The sequence below is a fragment of the Candidatus Pseudomonas auctus genome, from assembly GCF_048654275.1.
Lineage (GTDB): Bacteria > Pseudomonadota > Gammaproteobacteria > Pseudomonadales > Pseudomonadaceae > Aquipseudomonas > Aquipseudomonas pharyngis.
Genome location: NZ_JBJYZK010000003.1, coordinates 83,674 through 100,365 on the forward strand (window position 1 = coordinate 83,674; position 16,692 = coordinate 100,365).

At 60.1% G+C, this 16,692-nt stretch carries 14 protein-coding genes; 1 reads left to right on the forward strand and 13 read right to left on the reverse strand.

Features of this window, described 5'->3' with window-relative positions; genetic code table 11:
• Positions 1–46: 46 nt before the first annotated feature.
• Complete coding sequence (locus ACKUG4_RS06845) at positions 47–1,159, reverse strand: S-(hydroxymethyl)glutathione dehydrogenase/class III alcohol dehydrogenase (RefSeq protein ID WP_007954819.1); 1,113 nt, start codon at positions 1,157–1,159, stop codon at positions 47–49.
• Positions 1,160–1,275: 116 nt separating this feature from the next.
• Here ACKUG4_RS06845 and ACKUG4_RS06850 point away from each other — a divergent pair, with 116 nt between their 5' ends.
• Positions 1,276–2,172, forward strand: a complete 897-nt coding sequence (locus ACKUG4_RS06850) for a LysR family transcriptional regulator (protein ID WP_007954817.1) — start codon at positions 1,276–1,278, stop codon at positions 2,170–2,172.
• Here the strand turns inward: ACKUG4_RS06850 and ispD are convergent.
• The 12 genes from ispD to fabZ form a co-directional block, all read right to left on the reverse strand.
• Complete coding sequence (gene ispD / locus ACKUG4_RS06855; RefSeq protein ID WP_445433701.1) at positions 2,169–2,876, reverse strand: 2-C-methyl-D-erythritol 4-phosphate cytidylyltransferase; 708 nt, start codon at positions 2,874–2,876, stop codon at positions 2,169–2,171. The two genes, ACKUG4_RS06850 and ispD, sit on opposite strands and share 4 nt — an antisense overlap.
• Positions 2,873–3,151, reverse strand: a complete 279-nt coding sequence (ftsB, locus tag ACKUG4_RS06860; protein WP_003222158.1) for a cell division protein FtsB — start codon at positions 3,149–3,151, stop codon at positions 2,873–2,875. Before ftsB ends, ispD begins: the two co-directional genes overlap by 4 nt.
• 171 nt (positions 3,152–3,322) lie before the next feature.
• Positions 3,323–4,612, reverse strand: a complete 1,290-nt coding sequence (gene eno, locus ACKUG4_RS06865; protein WP_007954808.1) for a phosphopyruvate hydratase — start codon at positions 4,610–4,612, stop codon at positions 3,323–3,325.
• Positions 4,613–4,768: 156 nt separating this feature from the next.
• Positions 4,769–5,614 carry a 3-deoxy-8-phosphooctulonate synthase gene (gene kdsA / locus ACKUG4_RS06870; protein ID WP_007954807.1) on the reverse strand — a complete coding sequence of 282 codons (846 nt, stop codon included), beginning with the start codon at positions 5,612–5,614 and terminating at the stop codon, positions 4,769–4,771.
• Between the two features lie 5 nt (positions 5,615–5,619).
• Positions 5,620–7,251: a CTP synthase gene (gene pyrG, locus ACKUG4_RS06875; protein WP_011332696.1), complete on the reverse strand. Its 1,632-nt coding sequence runs from the start codon at positions 7,249–7,251 to the stop codon at positions 5,620–5,622.
• Between the two features lie 274 nt (positions 7,252–7,525).
• Complete coding sequence (tilS, locus tag ACKUG4_RS06880; RefSeq protein ID WP_445433702.1) at positions 7,526–8,854, reverse strand: tRNA lysidine(34) synthetase TilS; 1,329 nt, start codon at positions 8,852–8,854, stop codon at positions 7,526–7,528.
• Between the two features lie 146 nt (positions 8,855–9,000).
• Positions 9,001–9,948 carry an acetyl-CoA carboxylase carboxyltransferase subunit alpha gene (locus ACKUG4_RS06885; protein ID WP_011332694.1) on the reverse strand — a complete coding sequence of 316 codons (948 nt, stop codon included), beginning with the start codon at positions 9,946–9,948 and terminating at the stop codon, positions 9,001–9,003.
• A 139-nt stretch (positions 9,949–10,087) separates the two neighbouring features.
• Entirely contained in the window at positions 10,088–13,609 is a 3,522-nt protein-coding gene (gene dnaE / locus ACKUG4_RS06890) for a DNA polymerase III subunit alpha (RefSeq protein ID WP_039769683.1), read from the reverse strand.
• 76 nt (positions 13,610–13,685) lie between these two features.
• Positions 13,686–14,312 carry a ribonuclease HII gene (gene rnhB, locus ACKUG4_RS06895; protein WP_064379016.1) on the reverse strand — a complete coding sequence of 209 codons (627 nt, stop codon included), beginning with the start codon at positions 14,310–14,312 and terminating at the stop codon, positions 13,686–13,688.
• 11 nt (positions 14,313–14,323) lie between these two features.
• Positions 14,324–15,454, reverse strand: a complete 1,131-nt coding sequence (gene lpxB, locus ACKUG4_RS06900; RefSeq protein WP_064593792.1) for a lipid-A-disaccharide synthase — start codon at positions 15,452–15,454, stop codon at positions 14,324–14,326.
• Positions 15,455–15,456: 2 nt separating this feature from the next.
• Positions 15,457–16,233 carry an acyl-ACP--UDP-N-acetylglucosamine O-acyltransferase gene (lpxA, locus tag ACKUG4_RS06905; protein WP_085612293.1) on the reverse strand — a complete coding sequence of 259 codons (777 nt, stop codon included), beginning with the start codon at positions 16,231–16,233 and terminating at the stop codon, positions 15,457–15,459.
• Entirely contained in the window at positions 16,230–16,670 is a 441-nt protein-coding gene (gene fabZ, locus ACKUG4_RS06910) for a 3-hydroxyacyl-ACP dehydratase FabZ (RefSeq protein ID WP_003222142.1), read from the reverse strand. The genes lpxA and fabZ overlap by 4 nt, the downstream gene beginning before the upstream one ends.
• Between the last annotated feature and the right edge of the window lie 22 nt (positions 16,671–16,692).

Sequence of the window (16,692 nt, forward strand, 5' to 3'; positions counted from 1 at the left end):
CTACGCAACCACGGCCGCGCGGTGGCGGCCGTGGCATCGGGATTGATCAGAAATGAATGACGGTACGGATGCTCTTGCCTTCGTGCATCAGGTCGAAGGCCTTGTTGATATCTTCCAGACCCATGGTGTGGGTGATGAAGGTATCCAGCGGGATTTCGCCGCTTTGCGCCATGTCGACATAGCTTGGCAGTTCGGTCCGGCCACGCACGCCACCGAACGCCGAACCGCGCCAGACGCGACCGGTCACCAGTTGGAACGGACGGGTGGCGATTTCCTGGCCGGCGCCGGCAACACCGATGATCACCGACTCACCCCAACCTTTATGGCAGCACTCGAGGGCCGCGCGCATCAGCTGCACGTTGCCGATGCATTCGAAGGAGAAGTCGACGCCACCGTCGGTCATGTCGACGATCACTTCCTGGATCGGACGATCGAAATCTTTCGGGTTCACGCAGTCGGTAGCGCCCAATTGTTTGGCGATTTCGAACTTGGCCGGGTTGATGTCGATAGCGATGATCCGTGAGGCCTTGGCCTTCACTGCACCGATCACGGCCGACAGGCCAATGCCGCCGAGACCGAAGATGGCCACGGTGTCACCCGGCTTCACCTTGGCGGTGTTGATCACCGCACCGATACCGGTGGTCACGCCGCAACCGAGCAGGCAGACCTTTTCCAGCGGTGCATCCTTGGAGATCTTGGCCACGGAGATTTCCGGCAGCACGGTATATTCGGAAAAGGTCGAAGTACCCATGTAGTGGAAAATCGTTTGGCCCTTGTAGGAAAAGCGCGAAGTGCCGTCCGGCATCAGGCCCTTGCCCTGGGTGGCCCGAATGGCCTGACACAGGTTGGTCTTGCCCGACTTACAGAATTTGCACTGGCCACATTCCGGGGTGTACAGCGGAATCACATGGTCGCCGACGGCCACCGAGGTCACGCCTTCGCCGATCGCTTCAACGATGGCGCCGCCTTCGTGGCCGAGGATCGACGGGAAGATACCTTCCGGGTCCGCGCCGGACAGGGTGTAAGCGTCAGTGTGGCAAACCCCGGAAGCCACCACGCGCAGCAATACTTCACCGGCCTTGGGCATGGCGACATCGACTTCTACGATTTCCAGCGGCTTCTTGGCCTCGAAGGCAACGGCGGCGCGCGACTTGATCATGCTGACTCTCCAGTGAATCCATTGAATAAAAAAGCAGACAGGGAGTGTAGTCCAGCGCCTCTTGATGAATAATCCGGGCAAAAGCAAAACATTATTGCCATACAGGGATAATCCCCATGTCCGAAAACCGCTGGGAAGGTATTGACGAGTTCGTCGCCGTTGCCGAATGCAGCCAATTCACCGCCGCTGCGGAACGCCTGGGCGTTTCTTCCTCGCACATCAGTCGACAAATCGTACGGCTTGAGGAGCGTTTGCAGACGCGACTGCTGTATCGCAGTACTCGGCGCGTCACCCTGACCGAGGCGGGTCAGACTTTCCTGCAACATTGCCAGCGTCTGCAAGACGGTCGTGAAGAAGCGTTGCGTGCAGTCGGCGATCTGACCAGCGAACCCAAAGGCATGCTGCGCATGACCTGCGCCGTGGCCTATGGCGAACGCTTCATCGTGCCGCTGGTGACCCGGTTCATGGGGCACTACCCGCAACTGCGCATCGACATTGAATTGACCAACCGCCAGCTCGATCTTGTGCATGAAGGCCTGGATCTGGCGATCCGTCTTGGTCGACTTCAGGATTCCCGGCTTGTAGCGACCCGACTGGCACCCCGGCGCATGTATCTGTGTGCGTCGCCTTCCTACCTGGAACGGTACGGGCGCCCACACAGTTTGTCGGAACTGGGACGGCACAATTGCCTGATCGGCAGCTCGGACATCTGGCAGCTTGAACAAAACGGGCGGGAATTTTCCCAGCGGGTACAGGGAAACTGGCGCTGCAACAGTGGGCAAGCGGTGCTGGATGCCGCACTGCAAGGCGTCGGGCTGTGTCAGTTGCCGGACTATTACGTGCTGGAGCATCTGCACAGCGGCGCGTTGATTTCTTTGCTGGAGGCGCATCAACCGCCGAATACAGCGGTGTGGGCGCTGTATCCGCAGCAACGGCACTTGTCGCCCAAGGTGCGCAAACTGGTGGATTTTCTCAAGGAAGGTTTGGCCGAACGGCCTGAGTATCGGATTTAACGACGGTTGGTCCAGCGCTGGCGCAGCCATTCCAGATCTTCAGGCCGAGTGACCTTGAGATTGTCCGCACGACCTTCGATCAGACGCGGCGCCATGCCGGACCACTCCATTGCCGAGGCTTCATCGGTGATCACAGCATCAGCCACCAGACTGTCGGCCAGTGCACGGTGCAAGGCACCGAGGCGGAACATCTGCGGCGTGTAGGCCTGCCAGATCACGCTGCGATCCACGGTTTCCACCACACGACCGTGCTTGTCGACCCGTTTCAGGGTGTCGCGCGCCGGCACGGCCAGCAAGCCGCCGACCGGATCGTTCGCCAGTTCAGTAAGCAATTTGTCGAGATCGTCACGGCTCAGATTGGGCCGTGCCGCATCGTGCACCAGCACCCAGTCCTCGTCGTCGGCACCTTGCGCATGCAGATGCAGCAAGGCGTTGAGCACCGAGCCGGAACGTTCGGCACCACCGTCGACCCGCTGAATACGCGGATCGCTGGCGCTGGCCAGGTTCGGCCAATAAGGATCATCAACGGCAAGACTGACCACCAGGCCCTTGAGGCTCGGGTGATCGAGGAAACAGCCGAGGCTGTGTTCGAGAATTGTGCGCCCGCCCAGTTGCAGGTATTGCTTGGGACGGTCCGCGGCCATTCGGGCACCGACGCCCGCGGCAGGAATCACGGCCCAGAAGGCCGGCAGGGAATCGATCATTGGGCCAACTGGTAAAGGGTTTCGCCGTCCTTGACCATGCCCAGTTCGTGACGAGCCCGCTCTTCAACGGTCTCCATGCCCTTCTTCAACTCGCTGACTTCAGCGTCCATCACCCGGTTGCGCTCCAACAAGGCTTCGTTCTCGGCGTGTTGATCAGCAATCTGCTGATTCAGTTCGGCGACTTGCGCCAGACTGCCATTGCCCACCCACAGGCGGTACTGCAGACCGGCCAGCAGCAAGAGCAAAACGAGAAACAACCAGTAAGGACTGCGCATCGAATATCAGGTATCCAGTGAAAAAAGACAGCCACGCCAAAACTTTGAAGCATCTGATAGCACGAAGCCTGGAATATCCAGGCTTGTGCATATAAGGCATCAGATTAGTGGCAAATCCATCGCTGTCACGACTTTTCCGACACAATCCGGTGTCTTTCTATCATTTACTGCTCAGCCGCGAAACTCGCTGCGACCGTTGTACTTGGCCTTGCCATTCAACTGCTCTTCGATACGCAGCAGTTGGTTGTACTTGGAAACACGGTCGGAACGGCACAGCGAACCGGTCTTGATCTGGCCAGCCGAAGTACCCACGGCCAGGTCTGCAATGGTCGAGTCTTCGGTTTCGCCGGAGCGGTGCGAGATCACGGCGGTGTAACCGGCAGCCTTGGCCATCTGGATGGCTTCCAGGGTTTCGGTCAGGGTGCCGATCTGGTTGAACTTGATCAGGATCGAGTTGGCGATCTTTTTATCGATGCCTTCTTTCAGGATCTTGGTGTTGGTCACGAACAGGTCGTCACCGACCAGTTGGGTCTTCTCGCCGATCTTGTCGGTGAGGATCTTCCAGCCAGCCCAGTCGGACTCGTCCAGACCGTCTTCGATCGAGATGATCGGGTAACGCTCGGTCAGACCTTTCAGGTAGTCGGCGAAACCTTCAGCGGTGAACACCTGGCCTTCGCCGGACAGGTTGTACTTGCCGTCTTCGAAGAATTCGCTGGCTGCGCAGTCCAGAGCCAGGGTCACGTCGGTGCCCAACTTGTAACCGGCGTTGGCAACAGCTTCGGAGATCACTTTCAGTGCGTCTTCGTTGGACGCCAGGTTCGGCGCGAAACCACCTTCGTCACCGACGGCGGTGCTCAGGCCACGGGCCTTCAGCACAGCTTTGAGGTGATGGAAAATCTCGGTGCCCATGCGCAGACCTTCCGAGAAGGACTTGGCGCCAACCGGCTGAACCATGAATTCCTGGATGTCGACGTTGTTGTCGGCGTGTTCGCCACCGTTGATGATGTTCATCATCGGAACCGGCATCGAGTACACACCCGGAGTGCCGTTCAGATTGGCGATGTGAGCGTACAGCGGCAGGTCCTGATCCTGTGCAGCCGCCTTGGCCGCGGCCAGGGATACGGCGAGGATGGCGTTGGCGCCCAGGGTCGCTTTGTTTTCAGTACCGTCCAGCTTGATCATCGCGTGATCCAGGGCTTTCTGGTCGCTTGGGTCGGTACCCAGCAGCAGATCGCGGATCGGACCGTTGATGTTGGCTACCGCCTTGAGCACGCCCTTGCCCAGGTAACGGCTCTTGTCGCCATCACGCAGCTCGAGCGCTTCACGCGAGCCAGTGGATGCACCGGACGGCGCACAGGCGCTGCCGATGATGCCGTTGTCGAGAAGCACGTCCGCTTCCACGGTGGGATTGCCACGGGAGTCGAGAACTTCACGACCTTTGATGTCGACGATTTTTGCCATTGTTGTAAACACTCCAAAGTTGACGAAAACGACGCAGCTAGAGGAAATCTTTTTACCGTCGGCAAGTGGTGTGCAGCGGGCAGCTTGCAGACGACAACGCTCATACCCGAGGGCATGAGCGACAAATCGTGCGGTACTTTACCGGAGAATTGAGGTTTACGCGGTTTCTACCGTCGGAAAACTCTTCACCAGTTCGTCCAAGGCTTTGAGCTGGGCCAGGAATGGCTCCAGTTTGTCCAGACGCAAGGCGCAAGGGCCGTCGCATTTGGCGTTGTCGGGATCCGGGTGCGCTTCGAGGAACAGGCCTGCCAGCGACTGGCTCATGCCAGCCTTGGCCAGGTCGGTGACCTGGGCGCGGCGACCGCCGGCGGAATCGGAACGACCGCCAGGCATCTGCAGCGAATGGGTCACGTCGAAGAATACCGGGTACTCGAACTGCTTCATGATGCCGAAGCCGAGCATGTCGACCACGAGGTTGTTGTAGCCGAAGCTCGAACCGCGCTCGCAGAGGATCAACTGATCGTTACCCGCTTCCACGCACTTGTTCAGGATGTGTTTCATTTCCTGAGGCGCGAGGAACTGGGCTTTCTTGATGTTGATGACGGCATTGGTCTTGGCCATCGCGACGACCAGATCGGTCTGGCGCGACAGGAAGGCCGGCAGCTGGATGATGTCGCAGACCTCGGCGACGACCGCGGCCTGGTCAGGCTCGTGGACGTCGGTGATGATCGGCACGCCGAAGGCTTGTTTGATGTCCTGGAAGATGCGCATGCCCTCTTCCAGGCCAGGACCGCGATAGGAGGTCACAGAAGAACGGTTGGCCTTGTCGAAGCTGGCTTTGAACACGTAAGGGATACCGAGCTTTTCGGTGACCTTCACGTACTCTTCGCAAACCTGCATGGCCATGTCACGGCTTTCCAGCACGTTCATGCCGCCGAACAGCACCATGGGTTTGTCGTTGGCAATCTCGATGTCGCCGACGCGGATGATCTTCTGTGCCATCGGGGTTACGCCTTCTTCTGGTGTTGAGCCAATGCCGCTTTGACGAAGCCGCTGAACAGCGGATGGCCATCGCGTGGCGTCGAGGTGAACTCTGGGTGGAACTGGCAAGCGACGAACCATGGATGATCCGGAGCTTCGACCACTTCAACCAGCGCGGCATCGGAAGAACGACCGGAAATCTTCAGGCCGGCTTCAATGATTTGCGGCAGCAGGTTGTTGTTCACTTCGTAACGGTGACGGTGACGTTCGACAATCACATCCTTGCCGTAGCAGTCGTGCACCTTGGAGCCGGCTTCGAGCAGGCATTCCTGAGCGCCGAGGCGCATGGTGCCGCCCAGGTCGGACGCTTCGGTACGCACTTCAACGGCACCGGTAGCGTCTTCCCACTCGGTGATCAGGCCGACAACCGGATGGCCGCTGGCACGATCGAACTCGGTGGAGTTGGCGTCTTTCCAGCCCAGCACGTTACGGGCGAACTCGATGACCGCCACTTGCATGCCCAGGCAGATACCCAGGTACGGAACCTTGTTTTCGCGAGCGTACTGAACGGCAGTGATCTTGCCTTCCACGCCGCGCAGACCGAAGCCGCCCGGTACGAGGATCGCGTCGACGCCTTCCAGCAGCGCGGTGCCTTGGTTCTCGATGTCTTCGGAATCGATGTAGCGCAGGTTGACCTTGGTGCGGTTGGTGATGCCGGCATGACTCATCGCTTCGATCAGCGACTTGTAGGCATCCAGCAGTTCCATGTACTTGCCGACCATCGCGATGGTGACTTCGTGCTCTGGGTTCAGCTTGGCATCGACAACCTTTTCCCACTCGGACAGGTCGGCGCCATTGCATTGCAGGCCGAAACGCTCGACGACGAAATCGTCCAGACCCTGGGCGTGCAGTACGGCCGGGATCTTGTAGATGGTGTCGACGTCTTCCAGGGAGATCACCGCACGCTCTTCAACGTTGGTGAACAGCGCGATCTTGCGACGCGACGACACATCCACCGGATGGTCGGAGCGGCAGATCAGCACGTCTGGCTGCAGGCCGATCGAACGCAGTTCCTTCACGGAGTGCTGGGTCGGCTTGGTCTTGGTCTCGCCAGCGGTGGCGATGTACGGAACCAGGGTCAGGTGCATCAGCATCGCGCGCTTGGAGCCGACTTCCACACGCAGCTGGCGGATGGCTTCGAGGAACGGTTGCGATTCGATGTCACCCACGGTACCGCCGATTTCCACCAGGGCCACGTCGGCATCGCCGGCGCCCTTGATGATGCGACGCTTGATTTCGTCGGTGATGTGCGGAATCACCTGGATGGTTGCACCCAGGTAGTCACCACGGCGCTCTTTGCGCAGCACGTGCTCGTAGACACGGCCGGTGGTGAAGTTGTTGTTCTGGGTCATGGTCGTGCGGATGAACCGCTCGTAGTGGCCCAGGTCCAGGTCGGTCTCGGCGCCGTCGTGGGTGACGAACACTTCACCGTGCTGGAACGGGCTCATGGTGCCCGGGTCGACGTTGATGTACGGATCCAGCTTCAGCATGGTGACCTTAAGCCCCCGCGCCTCCAGGATGGCCGCCAATGAAGCCGATGCAATGCCTTTCCCCAAAGAAGAAACAACACCGCCCGTGACGAATATGTAGCGCGTCATGAAAAACCCTAGAAGTCTGCGTTAAAGCGGTCCGAGCCGCCGGGGAAAGCGAAGGAAGGCCGAAGCCCCCGATCACCTGCATTAATCACAGTGCACCTTTCAAAAAAACCGCCGCGTTGGGACAGACCGGAAGTAAAAACACCGGTACGTTGCTCGCTACACATTTTTTGGAATCGCCCAGCAAAGACTGCTTGGTAATCGGCAACTCCTGCAATTCAGGCGAATCCACAGAAGTTGTATCAAGAAGGGAGCGTAGTCTACCGGAATGCCCCCTTCATCTCAAACCTTGATCTTCGTCCGAAGGCTGCCAATGCAATCGCCAGCCTTCCAGCACATGGCCGTCGAGCCCCGGCAGGTTCGCCACGGCGAGCAATTCTTCATCGCGAAACAGCAGCGGCAATCTGCCACGCACGAAGCCCGGCACCGCGCGCTCATTAAGCAGGCGCTTGAGATCACGATGACCGCGATCCGCCAGATGCATCACCTCGCCGCCCTGCCGATAGCGGACTTGCAGCGGCCCGACGGGAGTCTGACCGCTGAACATGACACGTCCGTTATCGGGCAAGCGTAGCGCCAGCGACGGCTCGTGCCAGTCGCCGCTGACCATCGGCGTTCTCAACCATTGTCCACTGAGCCACCACAGGCGACCGGCGCTTCGGTGCAACTCGCCATCCGCCAGACGCCAGATCGGCGAGGCATCGTTGCCGGCGTCACGCACATCGACCCAACCCGACCAATGGTCGGTATCCGGCAGTCGGGTCAAAGGTCCAAGCCAGTGGCTGAGTGCATTTCGCTGACGGGCATCGGACAATTTCGCGATGGCCGCAAACTCCAGCGATGGCAATCCCGACCACTCGAACTCAGCGGGCAATTTCGCAGTAGCCAGATCGATTTGCGCCAGCTCATCGAGCAAACCTTGCGCCTCACGCAGATGCGCCGCGCTGCGGGCCATGCTGGCGTGCGCCTGAGGCCAGCGACCGCTCAGCAACGGCAGAACCTGATGCCGTATGTAGTTGCGCGAAAACTGTCGATCCTGATTCGAAGGGTCCTCGACCCAGCGCAAGCCGTGGTCCTGCGCATAGGCTTCCAGCTCGGCACGTGTGACGTCGAGCAACGGCCGCACCAGACTGCCCTGCCCCAGCGCTCGCGTGGCCGGCATTCCGGACAACCCACGCACGCCGGCGCCACGCAGCAGACGGAACAACAGCGTTTCAGCCTGATCATCGCGATGCTGCCCGGTCAGCAGCACATCATTGGCCTGAGTCGCCGCACTGAACGCCGCATAGCGAGCATCCCGTGCCGCGCGCTCTACACTCGCCCCCGGCTGCACCTGCACACGCTGCACTTGCAACGGCACCGACAGTTCGTCGCAGACATCCTGACAATGCGCCGGCCACGCATCGGCCGCAGCCTGAAGGCCGTGATGAACATGAATGGCGCTTAGCGCCGGAAGGGATTCGGTTTTGGCGAGATTGGCCAGGAGGTGCAGCAGAACGGTGGAGTCGAGGCCGCCGGAGAAGGCGATGCGCCAATGGGAAGCACCGAGCCAGGGCTTGAGATTGCGCAGAAGCCTGGAAGGCAAATCAATCGAGGGCTGACCCATTTTTCTACCTTTTCACAAACCAAATGTGGGAGCGGGCTTGCTCGCGAAAGCGATGAAACAGCCAACACAATTGTTGAATGTTACATCGCATTCGCGGGCAAGCCCGCTCCCACAGTGTTTTGCATCGTTGGCCGAAACGGCTCGACTTAGAGACCGTAGCTCATCAGACGATCATAACGACGCTTGAGCAGCGCTTCGTTGTCGAACTTCTTCAGCATCGCCAGTTGCGAGCTCAGCTCGGCGCGGATCGATGCTGCGGCAGCGGCCGGATCACGGTGGGCGCCGCCCAGGGGCTCGCTGATCACCTTGTCGACGATGCCCAGACCTTTCAGACGCTCGGCGGTGATGCCCATCGCTTCAGCAGCATCCGGCGCCTTCTCTGCGGTTTTCCACAGAATCGAAGCGCAGCCTTCCGGCGAGATCACCGCGTAGGTCGAGTACTGCAGCATGTTCAACTGGTCGCACACGCCGATCGCCAGTGCACCGCCGGAACCACCTTCACCAATCACGGTGGCGATGATCGGGGTTTTCAGGCGGGCCATGACGCGCAGGTTCCAGGCGATCGCTTCGCTCTGGTTGCGCTCTTCAGCATCGATCCCAGGGTACGCGCCCGGGGTGTCGATGAAGGTCAGGATCGGCATCTTGAAACGCTCGGCCATTTCCATCAGGCGGCAGGCCTTGCGGTAACCTTCCGGACGCGGCATGCCGAAGTTGCGGCGTACCTTTTCACGCACTTCACGGCCCTTCTGGTGACCGATCACCATCACTGGCTGGTCTTCCAGACGTGCCACGCCGCCCACAATGGCCGCGTCGTCGGAGAAGTGACGGTCACCGTGCAGTTCGTCGAACTCGGTGAAGATGTGCTCGATGTAGTCCAGGGTGTAAGGACGTTTCGGGTGACGCGCCAGACGTGCGATCTGCCAGCTGGTCAGCTTGCCGAAGATGTCTTCGGTCAGCGTCTTGCTCTTGTCCTGCAGGCGGGAGATCTCATCGCCGATATTCAGCGAATTGTCATTACCGACCAAGCGCAACTCTTCGATCTTGGCTTGCAGGTCGGCGATCGGCTGTTCGAAATCTAGAAAATTCGGGTTCATAGGCGTCCGTCTTGGGTCGTGTCCCAAATGAGCTTGGGCCGGCCGGTTGTCTATTCGCGCCCTACCTTAAGGGAGAGGCGCGCTGAGGTCGAGATTAAAAATTCAGGTTGTGGGCAGGCGCTTTGATGGCACCTGCCGGTCAACGGTATTGGAGGAAGACGTTGTCTCGCCCGAACTGGTCACGCAGGGCTTGAATCAAGGCATCCGCCGGGTCAATCCGCCAGGTCTCGCCAAACTGCAGCAAGGTCTTCGCATCGGGACTGGTGTATTCCATGGTGATCGGGCACGCACCGCGATGACGCTTGAGCAAATCACCCAACCAGCGTAGCTGATCGCCTTTCAGATCCTGTGTCTGCAACTTCAGGCGCAGGCTCTCGGCAAGATTGGTGCGTGCATCTTCCATGCTCATCACCCGCTTGACCCGCAGGCGCAGACCGCCAGAGAAATCGTCGTTGCTGACCTCGCCTTCGACCACCACCATTGCGTCGGTCTGCAGCAGCGATTGCGCGGAGTGGAACGCATCGGCGAACAGCGATGCCTCGATCCGCCCGGAGCGGTCGTCGAGGGTGATGAAGCCCATCTTGTCGCCCTTTTTGTTCTTCATCACCCGCAGGGCGATGATCATCCCCGCCACGGTCTGGGTGTCCCGGGCCGGTTTCAGGTCGATGATGCGCTGGCGGGCGAAACGGCGGATTTCGCCTTCGTATTCGTCGATCGGGTGGCCGGTCAGGTACAGGCCCAAGGTGTCTTTTTCACCTTTGAGCCGTTCCTTGAGGGTCAGCTCTTTCGCCTTGCGGTGGACCGCGTAAACGTCCGCGTCTTCCTCGACGAACAACCCGCCGAACAGGTCGGCGTGACCACTGTCGCGGGTGCGCGCGGTCTGCTCGGCCGACTTGATCGCCTCTTCCATCGCCGCCAGCAGCACGGCGCGGTTGCGGTCGATATTGGCCTGGTAAGCCTTTTGCTCGTCATGGAAGTACGGGCCGAGGCGATCCAGCGCGCCGCTGCGGATCAGACCGTCCAGCGTGCGTTTGTTGATGCGTTTGAGGTCGACCCGGGCGCAGAAGTCGAACAGATCCTTGAACGGACCGGCCTGACGGGCCTCGGTGATCGCTTCCACCGGGCCTTCACCGACACCTTTGATCGCGCCCAGGCCATACACGATGCGGCCTTCGTCGTTCACCGTGAACTTGAACTCCGAGGTGTTCACGTCCGGCGCGTCGAGGCGCAGCTTCATCGTGCGCACTTCTTCGATCAAGGTCACAACCTTGTCGGTGTTGTGCATATCCGCCGACAGTACCGCGGCCATGAACGGCGCCGGGTAGTGGGCTTTCAGCCAGGCGGTCTGGTACGAGACCAGGCCGTAGGCGGCGGAGTGGGATTTGTTGAAGCCGTAACCGGCGAATTTTTCCACCAGATCGAAAATGTTACCGGCCAGATCCGCGTCGATATTGTTCGACGCACAACCCTCAATGAAACCGCCGCGCTGCTTGGCCATTTCCTCGGGTTTCTTCTTGCCCATCGCCCGACGCAGCATGTCCGCACCACCGAGGGTGTAACCGGCCATGACCTGGGCGATCTGCATCACCTGTTCCTGATACAGGATGATGCCGTACGTCGGCGCCAGTACCGGCTGCAAACCTTCGTACTGGTAATCCGGGTGCGGATACGCAAGCTCCGCGCGACCGTGCTTACGGTTAATGAAGTCATCCACCATGCCCGATTGCAGCGGGCCCGGACGGAACAGGGCCACCAGTGCGATCAGGTCTTCGAGGCAGTCGGGCTTGAGCTTTTTGATCAGCTCTTTCATGCCGCGGGATTCAAGCTGGAACACCGCGGTGGTTTCAGCTTTTTGCAGCAGCTGATAAGTCGGCTTGTCATCCAGCGGGATGAACGCGATGTCCAGCGGCGGTTCGTTGACCTTGGCGCGGTCGCGGTTGATGGTCTTCAGCGCCCAGTCGATGATCGTCAGGGTCCGCAGGCCGAGGAAGTCGAACTTCACCAGACCGGCCGCCTCGACGTCGTCCTTGTCGAACTGGGTCACCAGACCGTCGCCGGCCTCGTCGCAATAGATCGGCGAGAAGTCGGTCAGCTTGGTTGGCGCGATCACCACACCACCGGCGTGTTTACCGACGTTACGCACCACACCTTCGAGCTTGCGCGCCATCTCCCAGATTTCCGCCGCTTCTTCATCGACCTTGATGAAGTCGCGCAGGATTTCTTCCTGCTCGTAGGCTTTTTCCAGGGTCATGCCGACTTCGAACGGAATCATCTTCGACAGGCGATCGGCCAGGCCGAACGACTTGCCCTGGGCCCGCGCCACGTCGCGGACCACAGCCTTCGCTGCCATGGAACCGAAGGTGATGATCTGGCTCACCGCGTTGCGGCCGTACTTTTCGGCCACGTAATCGATCACCCGGTCGCGACCATCCATGCAGAAGTCGACGTCGAAGTCGGGCATCGATACCCGTTCCGGATTGAGGAAACGTTCGAACAGTAGGTCATATTCCAGCGGGTCGAGGTCGGTGATCTTCTGTACATAGGCCACCAGCGATCCGGCACCCGACCCCCGGCCAGGGCCCACCGGCACGCCGTTGTTCTTGGCCCACTGGATAAAGTCCATCACGATCAGGAAGTAACCGGGGAACCCCATCTGGATGATGATATCCAGCTCGAAATTCAGCCGGTCAACGTAGACCTGACGCTTGGCCTCGTAGTCCTCGGTGGTGTCCTTGGGCAGCAGCACGCTGAGGCGTTCTTCCAGCCCATCGAACGAGACCTTGCGGAAATACTCGTCGATGGTCATGCCATCGGGAATCGGGTAATCCGGCAGGAAGTGCTTGCCCAGCTTCACATCAATGTTGCAACGCTTGGCGATCTCGACGGTGTTCTCGATCGCATCCGGCAGGTCGCTGAACAGCTCGGCCATTTCCTCGGCGCTTTTCAGATACTGCTGGTCGCTGTAGTTCTTCGAACGCCGCGGATCGTCGAGAGCCCGGCCCTCACCGATGCAGACGCGGGTTTCGTGGGCGGCGAAGTCTTCCTGCTTGATGAAGCGCACGTCGTTGGTGGCTACCAGCGGCGCGCCGAGCTTGTCCGCCAGGGCCACGGCACCGTGCAACTGTTCTTCGTCGTTCGGACGATTGGTACGCTGAATTTCCAGATAGAAACGATCCGGGAACACCGCCATCCATTCGCGCGCCAGGGTTTCAGCTTCGGCGGGGTTGCCGCCGATCATGGCCATGCCGATCTCGCCTTCCTTCGCGGCGGACAGCATGATCAGGCCTTCGTTGGCCTCGGCGACCCACTCGCGCTCGATGATGACCATGCCGTTGCGCTGACCGTCGATGAAGCCACGGGAAATCAATTCGGTCAGGTTGCGATAGCCCTGGGCATTCATGACCAGCAGGCTGATGCGGCTCAGCGGACCATCCGGGTCCTTGTTCGACAGCCACAGGTCGGCGCCGCAGATCGGCTTGATCCCGGCACCCATGGTGTTTTTATAGAATTTGACCAGCGAACACATGTTGTTCTGGTCGGTCACCGCAACGGCCGGCATGCCCATGCCGGTCAGGGCCTTGACCAGCGGCTTGATCCGCACGAGCCCATCGACCAGGGAGTATTCAGTGTGCAGGCGTAGATGAACGAATGAAGCCGGCATAGTGATCCTGTCCAGTTACATAGAGACAACAAGGCCCGGATTGTACCGGGCCCCGAACAAAACATCAGCCTTGCCGCTAAACCTGCGTCAGGCCTTCCAGCGCTTCGTAAGCCTGACGCACCGGGGCAAACGAACGCCGGTGAATCGGCGTCGGCCCGAGGCGTGACAGCGCTTCCAGATGAACGGGGGTCGGATAGCCCTTATGGCCGCCGATGCCGTAACCCGGGTAGATCAATTCGAACGCCGCCATCTCGCGGTCGCGGCTGACCTTGGCCAGAATCGATGCCGCTGCAATCGCCGGCACCTTGCCGTCGCCCTGCACCACCGCTTCGGAACGCATCGGCAGTTTCGGGCAGCGATTGCCGTCGATCATCGCCAGTTTCGGCTGGATGTGCAGGCCAGCGACCGCGCGTTGCATCGCCAGCATGGTGGCGTGAAGGATGTTCAGCTCGTCGATTTCTTCGACCTCGGCGCGGGCGATGCACCAGCTGAGCGCCTTCTCGCAGATTTCGTCGTAGAGCTTTTCGCGCTTGGCTTCGGTGAGTTTTTTCGAGTCGTTGAGACCGAGGATCGGCCGATTCGGATCGAGGATCACCGCTGCGGTGACGACCGCTCCGCACAACGGACCGCGACCGACTTCATCCACGCCGGCCACCAGCTCTTCGACTTCGGCGACCAGGGTGAAATCCAGGCCCATCTGCATGCTTGTCTTGCTCATCGTGTTTGCCCGATCAGGTTCAGAACGGCGTCAGCCGCCTGATTGGAAGCGTCCAGGCGTAGAGTGCGATGGATCTCGTCGAAGCCACGGGTCTGCTCTTCGCCACCGTCGATCAATGGCGACAGGGTCTGGGCAAGCGCCTCGACCGTCGCATCATCCTGCAACAATTCCGGCACCAGCAGTCGCTGGGCCAGCAGGTTCGGCAGGGAGACGTACGGACTCTTGACCATGCGTTTGAGAATCCAGAACGTCAGCGGCGCAAGACGGTACGCCACCACCATCGGGCGCTTGTACAGCAGCGCTTCCAGCGTGGCAGTACCGGATGCAATCAGAACCGCGTTGCACGCCGCCAGCGCCAGATGGGATTTGCCATCGAGCAGGGTCACTGGCAGATCGCGGCCAGCCAGCAATTCTTCAAGCTGGGCACGACGCTCGGGGCTGGCGCACGGGATGACGAAACGCACACCCGGGCGCATGGCCCGCAAGCGTTCGGCGGTATCAAGGAACAACGCACCCAGACGGCTGACTTCGCCGCCCCGGCTGCCCGGCATCAAAGCCACCAGCGGACCGTCCGGCAGACCGAGTTCGGCACGCGCGGCGGCGCGATCAGCCTCCAGCGGAATGGTATCGGCCAGCGTATGGCCGACGAACCGCACCGGCACGCCCTTCTCTTCGTAGAAGCTGGCTTCGAACGGCAGCAGCGTGAGCATCAGGTCGCAGCCTTCGCGGATCTTCAGCACCCGCTTCTGCCGCCACGCCCACACCGATGGGCTGACGTAGTGCACGGTCTTGATTCCGGCCTGACGTAGCTTGAGTTCGATATTGAGGTTGAAATCCGGTGCGTCGATGCCGATGAACACATCCGGTTTTTCAGCGATAAGCGTAGCGATCAGGTCTTTGCGGCGCTTGAGCAGTTCACGCAAGCGTCCCAGGACTTCCACCAGGCCCATGACCGACAGACGCTCCATCGGAAAATAGGAAGTCAGGCCTTCGGCCTGCATCAGCGGGCCACCGACACCGATGAACTCCACCGCAGGGTGCTGTGCCTTGAGGGCACGCATCAGGCCTGCGCCCAAAATGTCACCGGAAGCCTCCCCCGCCACCAGCGCAATACGCAGATTAGCCATGGTCAGCGGGTGATGCCGCGGGTCGACGACTGGATGGAGTCACGGAACATCGCGACCTCCGGGAACTGGGCGGACGGCTCGGCCAGTTCGGCCAGCGCCTGCTCGACGGTCAGTCCCTGGCGATACACCGTTTTGTACGCACGGCGCAGCGCGTGAATGGCGTCTTCACTGAAACCGCGACGGCGCATGCCCTCGAAGTTCATGCTGCGCGCTTCGGCCGGGTTGCCGAATACGGTGACGAACGCCGGGACGTCCTTGCCGATCGCTGTACCCATGCCGGAAAAGCTGTGGGCGCCAATGTGGCAGTACTGATGAACCAGGGTGAAACCGGACAGGATTGCCCAGTCATCAACGTGCACATGGCCGGCCAGCGCGGTGTTGTTGACCAGAATGCAGTGGTTGCCGATGACGCTGTCATGTCCGATGTGGGCATAGGCCATGATCAGGTTGTGATCACCCAGAGTCGTTTCGGAACGATCCTGAACGGTGCCACGGTGGATTGTCACACCTTCACGGATGACGTTGTGGTCACCGATCACCAGACGGGTTTCTTCGCCCTTGTATTTCAGGTCCGGCGTGTCTTCGCCTACCGAGGAAAACTGGTAGATGCGGTTGTGCTTGCCGATACGGGTCGGACCTTTGAGGATCACGTGTGGCCCGATGACCGTACCCTCGCCGATTTCCACACCTGCACCGATGATCGACCACGGGCCGACCTCGACGCCATCGCCCAACACGGCCGACGGATCGATGATTGCGCGAGGGTCAATCAAACTCATAGCTTGCGTTCCGCACAGATGATTTCAGCCGAGCAGACCGGTTTGCCGTCGACCGAAGCCTGGCATTCGAACTTCCAGATCTGACGCTTGCAGCTGATGAACTTGGCTTCGAGGATCAACTGATCCCCCGGCAGCACTGGCTGGCGGAAACGCAGTTTGTCGGAGCCGACAAAGTAATAAAGGGTGCCGTCGGCCGGTTTCACGTCAAGCATCTTGAAACCGAGGATCCCGGCAGCCTGAGCCATGGCTTCGATAATCAGCACGCCCGGCATGATCGGGTGCGCTGGGAAGTGACCGTTGAAGAACGGTTCGTTGATGCTGACATTCTTGTAGGCGCGAATGCGCTTGCCTTCCGTATCCAGCTCCACTACCCGGTCCACCAGCAGGAACGGGTAACGGTGAGGCAGGTATTCGCGAATCTCGTTGATGTCCATCATTTCGGGGGGAAGCCTATGTAAA

Excerpts from the sequence above, each read along its gene's own strand:
- ftsB (WP_003222158.1), bottom strand. The coding sequence starts at position 3,151 with ATGCGCAGTCCTTACTGGTTGTTTCTCGTTTTGCTCTTGCTGCTGGCC.
- rnhB (WP_064379016.1), bottom strand. The coding sequence starts at position 14,312 with ATGCAGATGGGCCTGGATTTCACCCTGGTCGCCGAAGTCGAAGAGCTG.
- ispD (WP_445433701.1), bottom strand. The coding sequence starts at position 2,876 with ATGATCGATTCCCTGCCGGCCTTCTGGGCCGTGATTCCTGCCGCGGGC.
- kdsA (WP_007954807.1), bottom strand. The coding sequence starts at position 5,614 with ATGGCACAGAAGATCATCCGCGTCGGCGACATCGAGATTGCCAACGAC.
- lpxA (WP_085612293.1), bottom strand. The coding sequence starts at position 16,233 with ATGAGTTTGATTGACCCTCGCGCAATCATCGATCCGTCGGCCGTGTTG.
- fabZ (WP_003222142.1), bottom strand. The coding sequence starts at position 16,670 with ATGATGGACATCAACGAGATTCGCGAATACCTGCCTCACCGTTACCCG.
- eno (WP_007954808.1), bottom strand. The coding sequence starts at position 4,612 with ATGGCAAAAATCGTCGACATCAAAGGTCGTGAAGTTCTCGACTCCCGT.
- tilS (WP_445433702.1), bottom strand. The coding sequence starts at position 8,854 with ATGGGTCAGCCCTCGATTGATTTGCCTTCCAGGCTTCTGCGCAATCTC.
- ACKUG4_RS06885 (WP_011332694.1), bottom strand. The coding sequence starts at position 9,948 with ATGAACCCGAATTTTCTAGATTTCGAACAGCCGATCGCCGACCTGCAA.
- dnaE (WP_039769683.1), bottom strand. The coding sequence starts at position 13,609 with ATGCCGGCTTCATTCGTTCATCTACGCCTGCACACTGAATACTCCCTG.
- ACKUG4_RS06850 (WP_007954817.1), top strand. The coding sequence starts at position 1,276 with ATGTCCGAAAACCGCTGGGAAGGTATTGACGAGTTCGTCGCCGTTGCC.
- pyrG (WP_011332696.1), bottom strand. The coding sequence starts at position 7,251 with ATGACGCGCTACATATTCGTCACGGGCGGTGTTGTTTCTTCTTTGGGG.
- lpxB (WP_064593792.1), bottom strand. The coding sequence starts at position 15,454 with ATGGCTAATCTGCGTATTGCGCTGGTGGCGGGGGAGGCTTCCGGTGAC.
- ACKUG4_RS06845 (WP_007954819.1), bottom strand. The coding sequence starts at position 1,159 with ATGATCAAGTCGCGCGCCGCCGTTGCCTTCGAGGCCAAGAAGCCGCTG.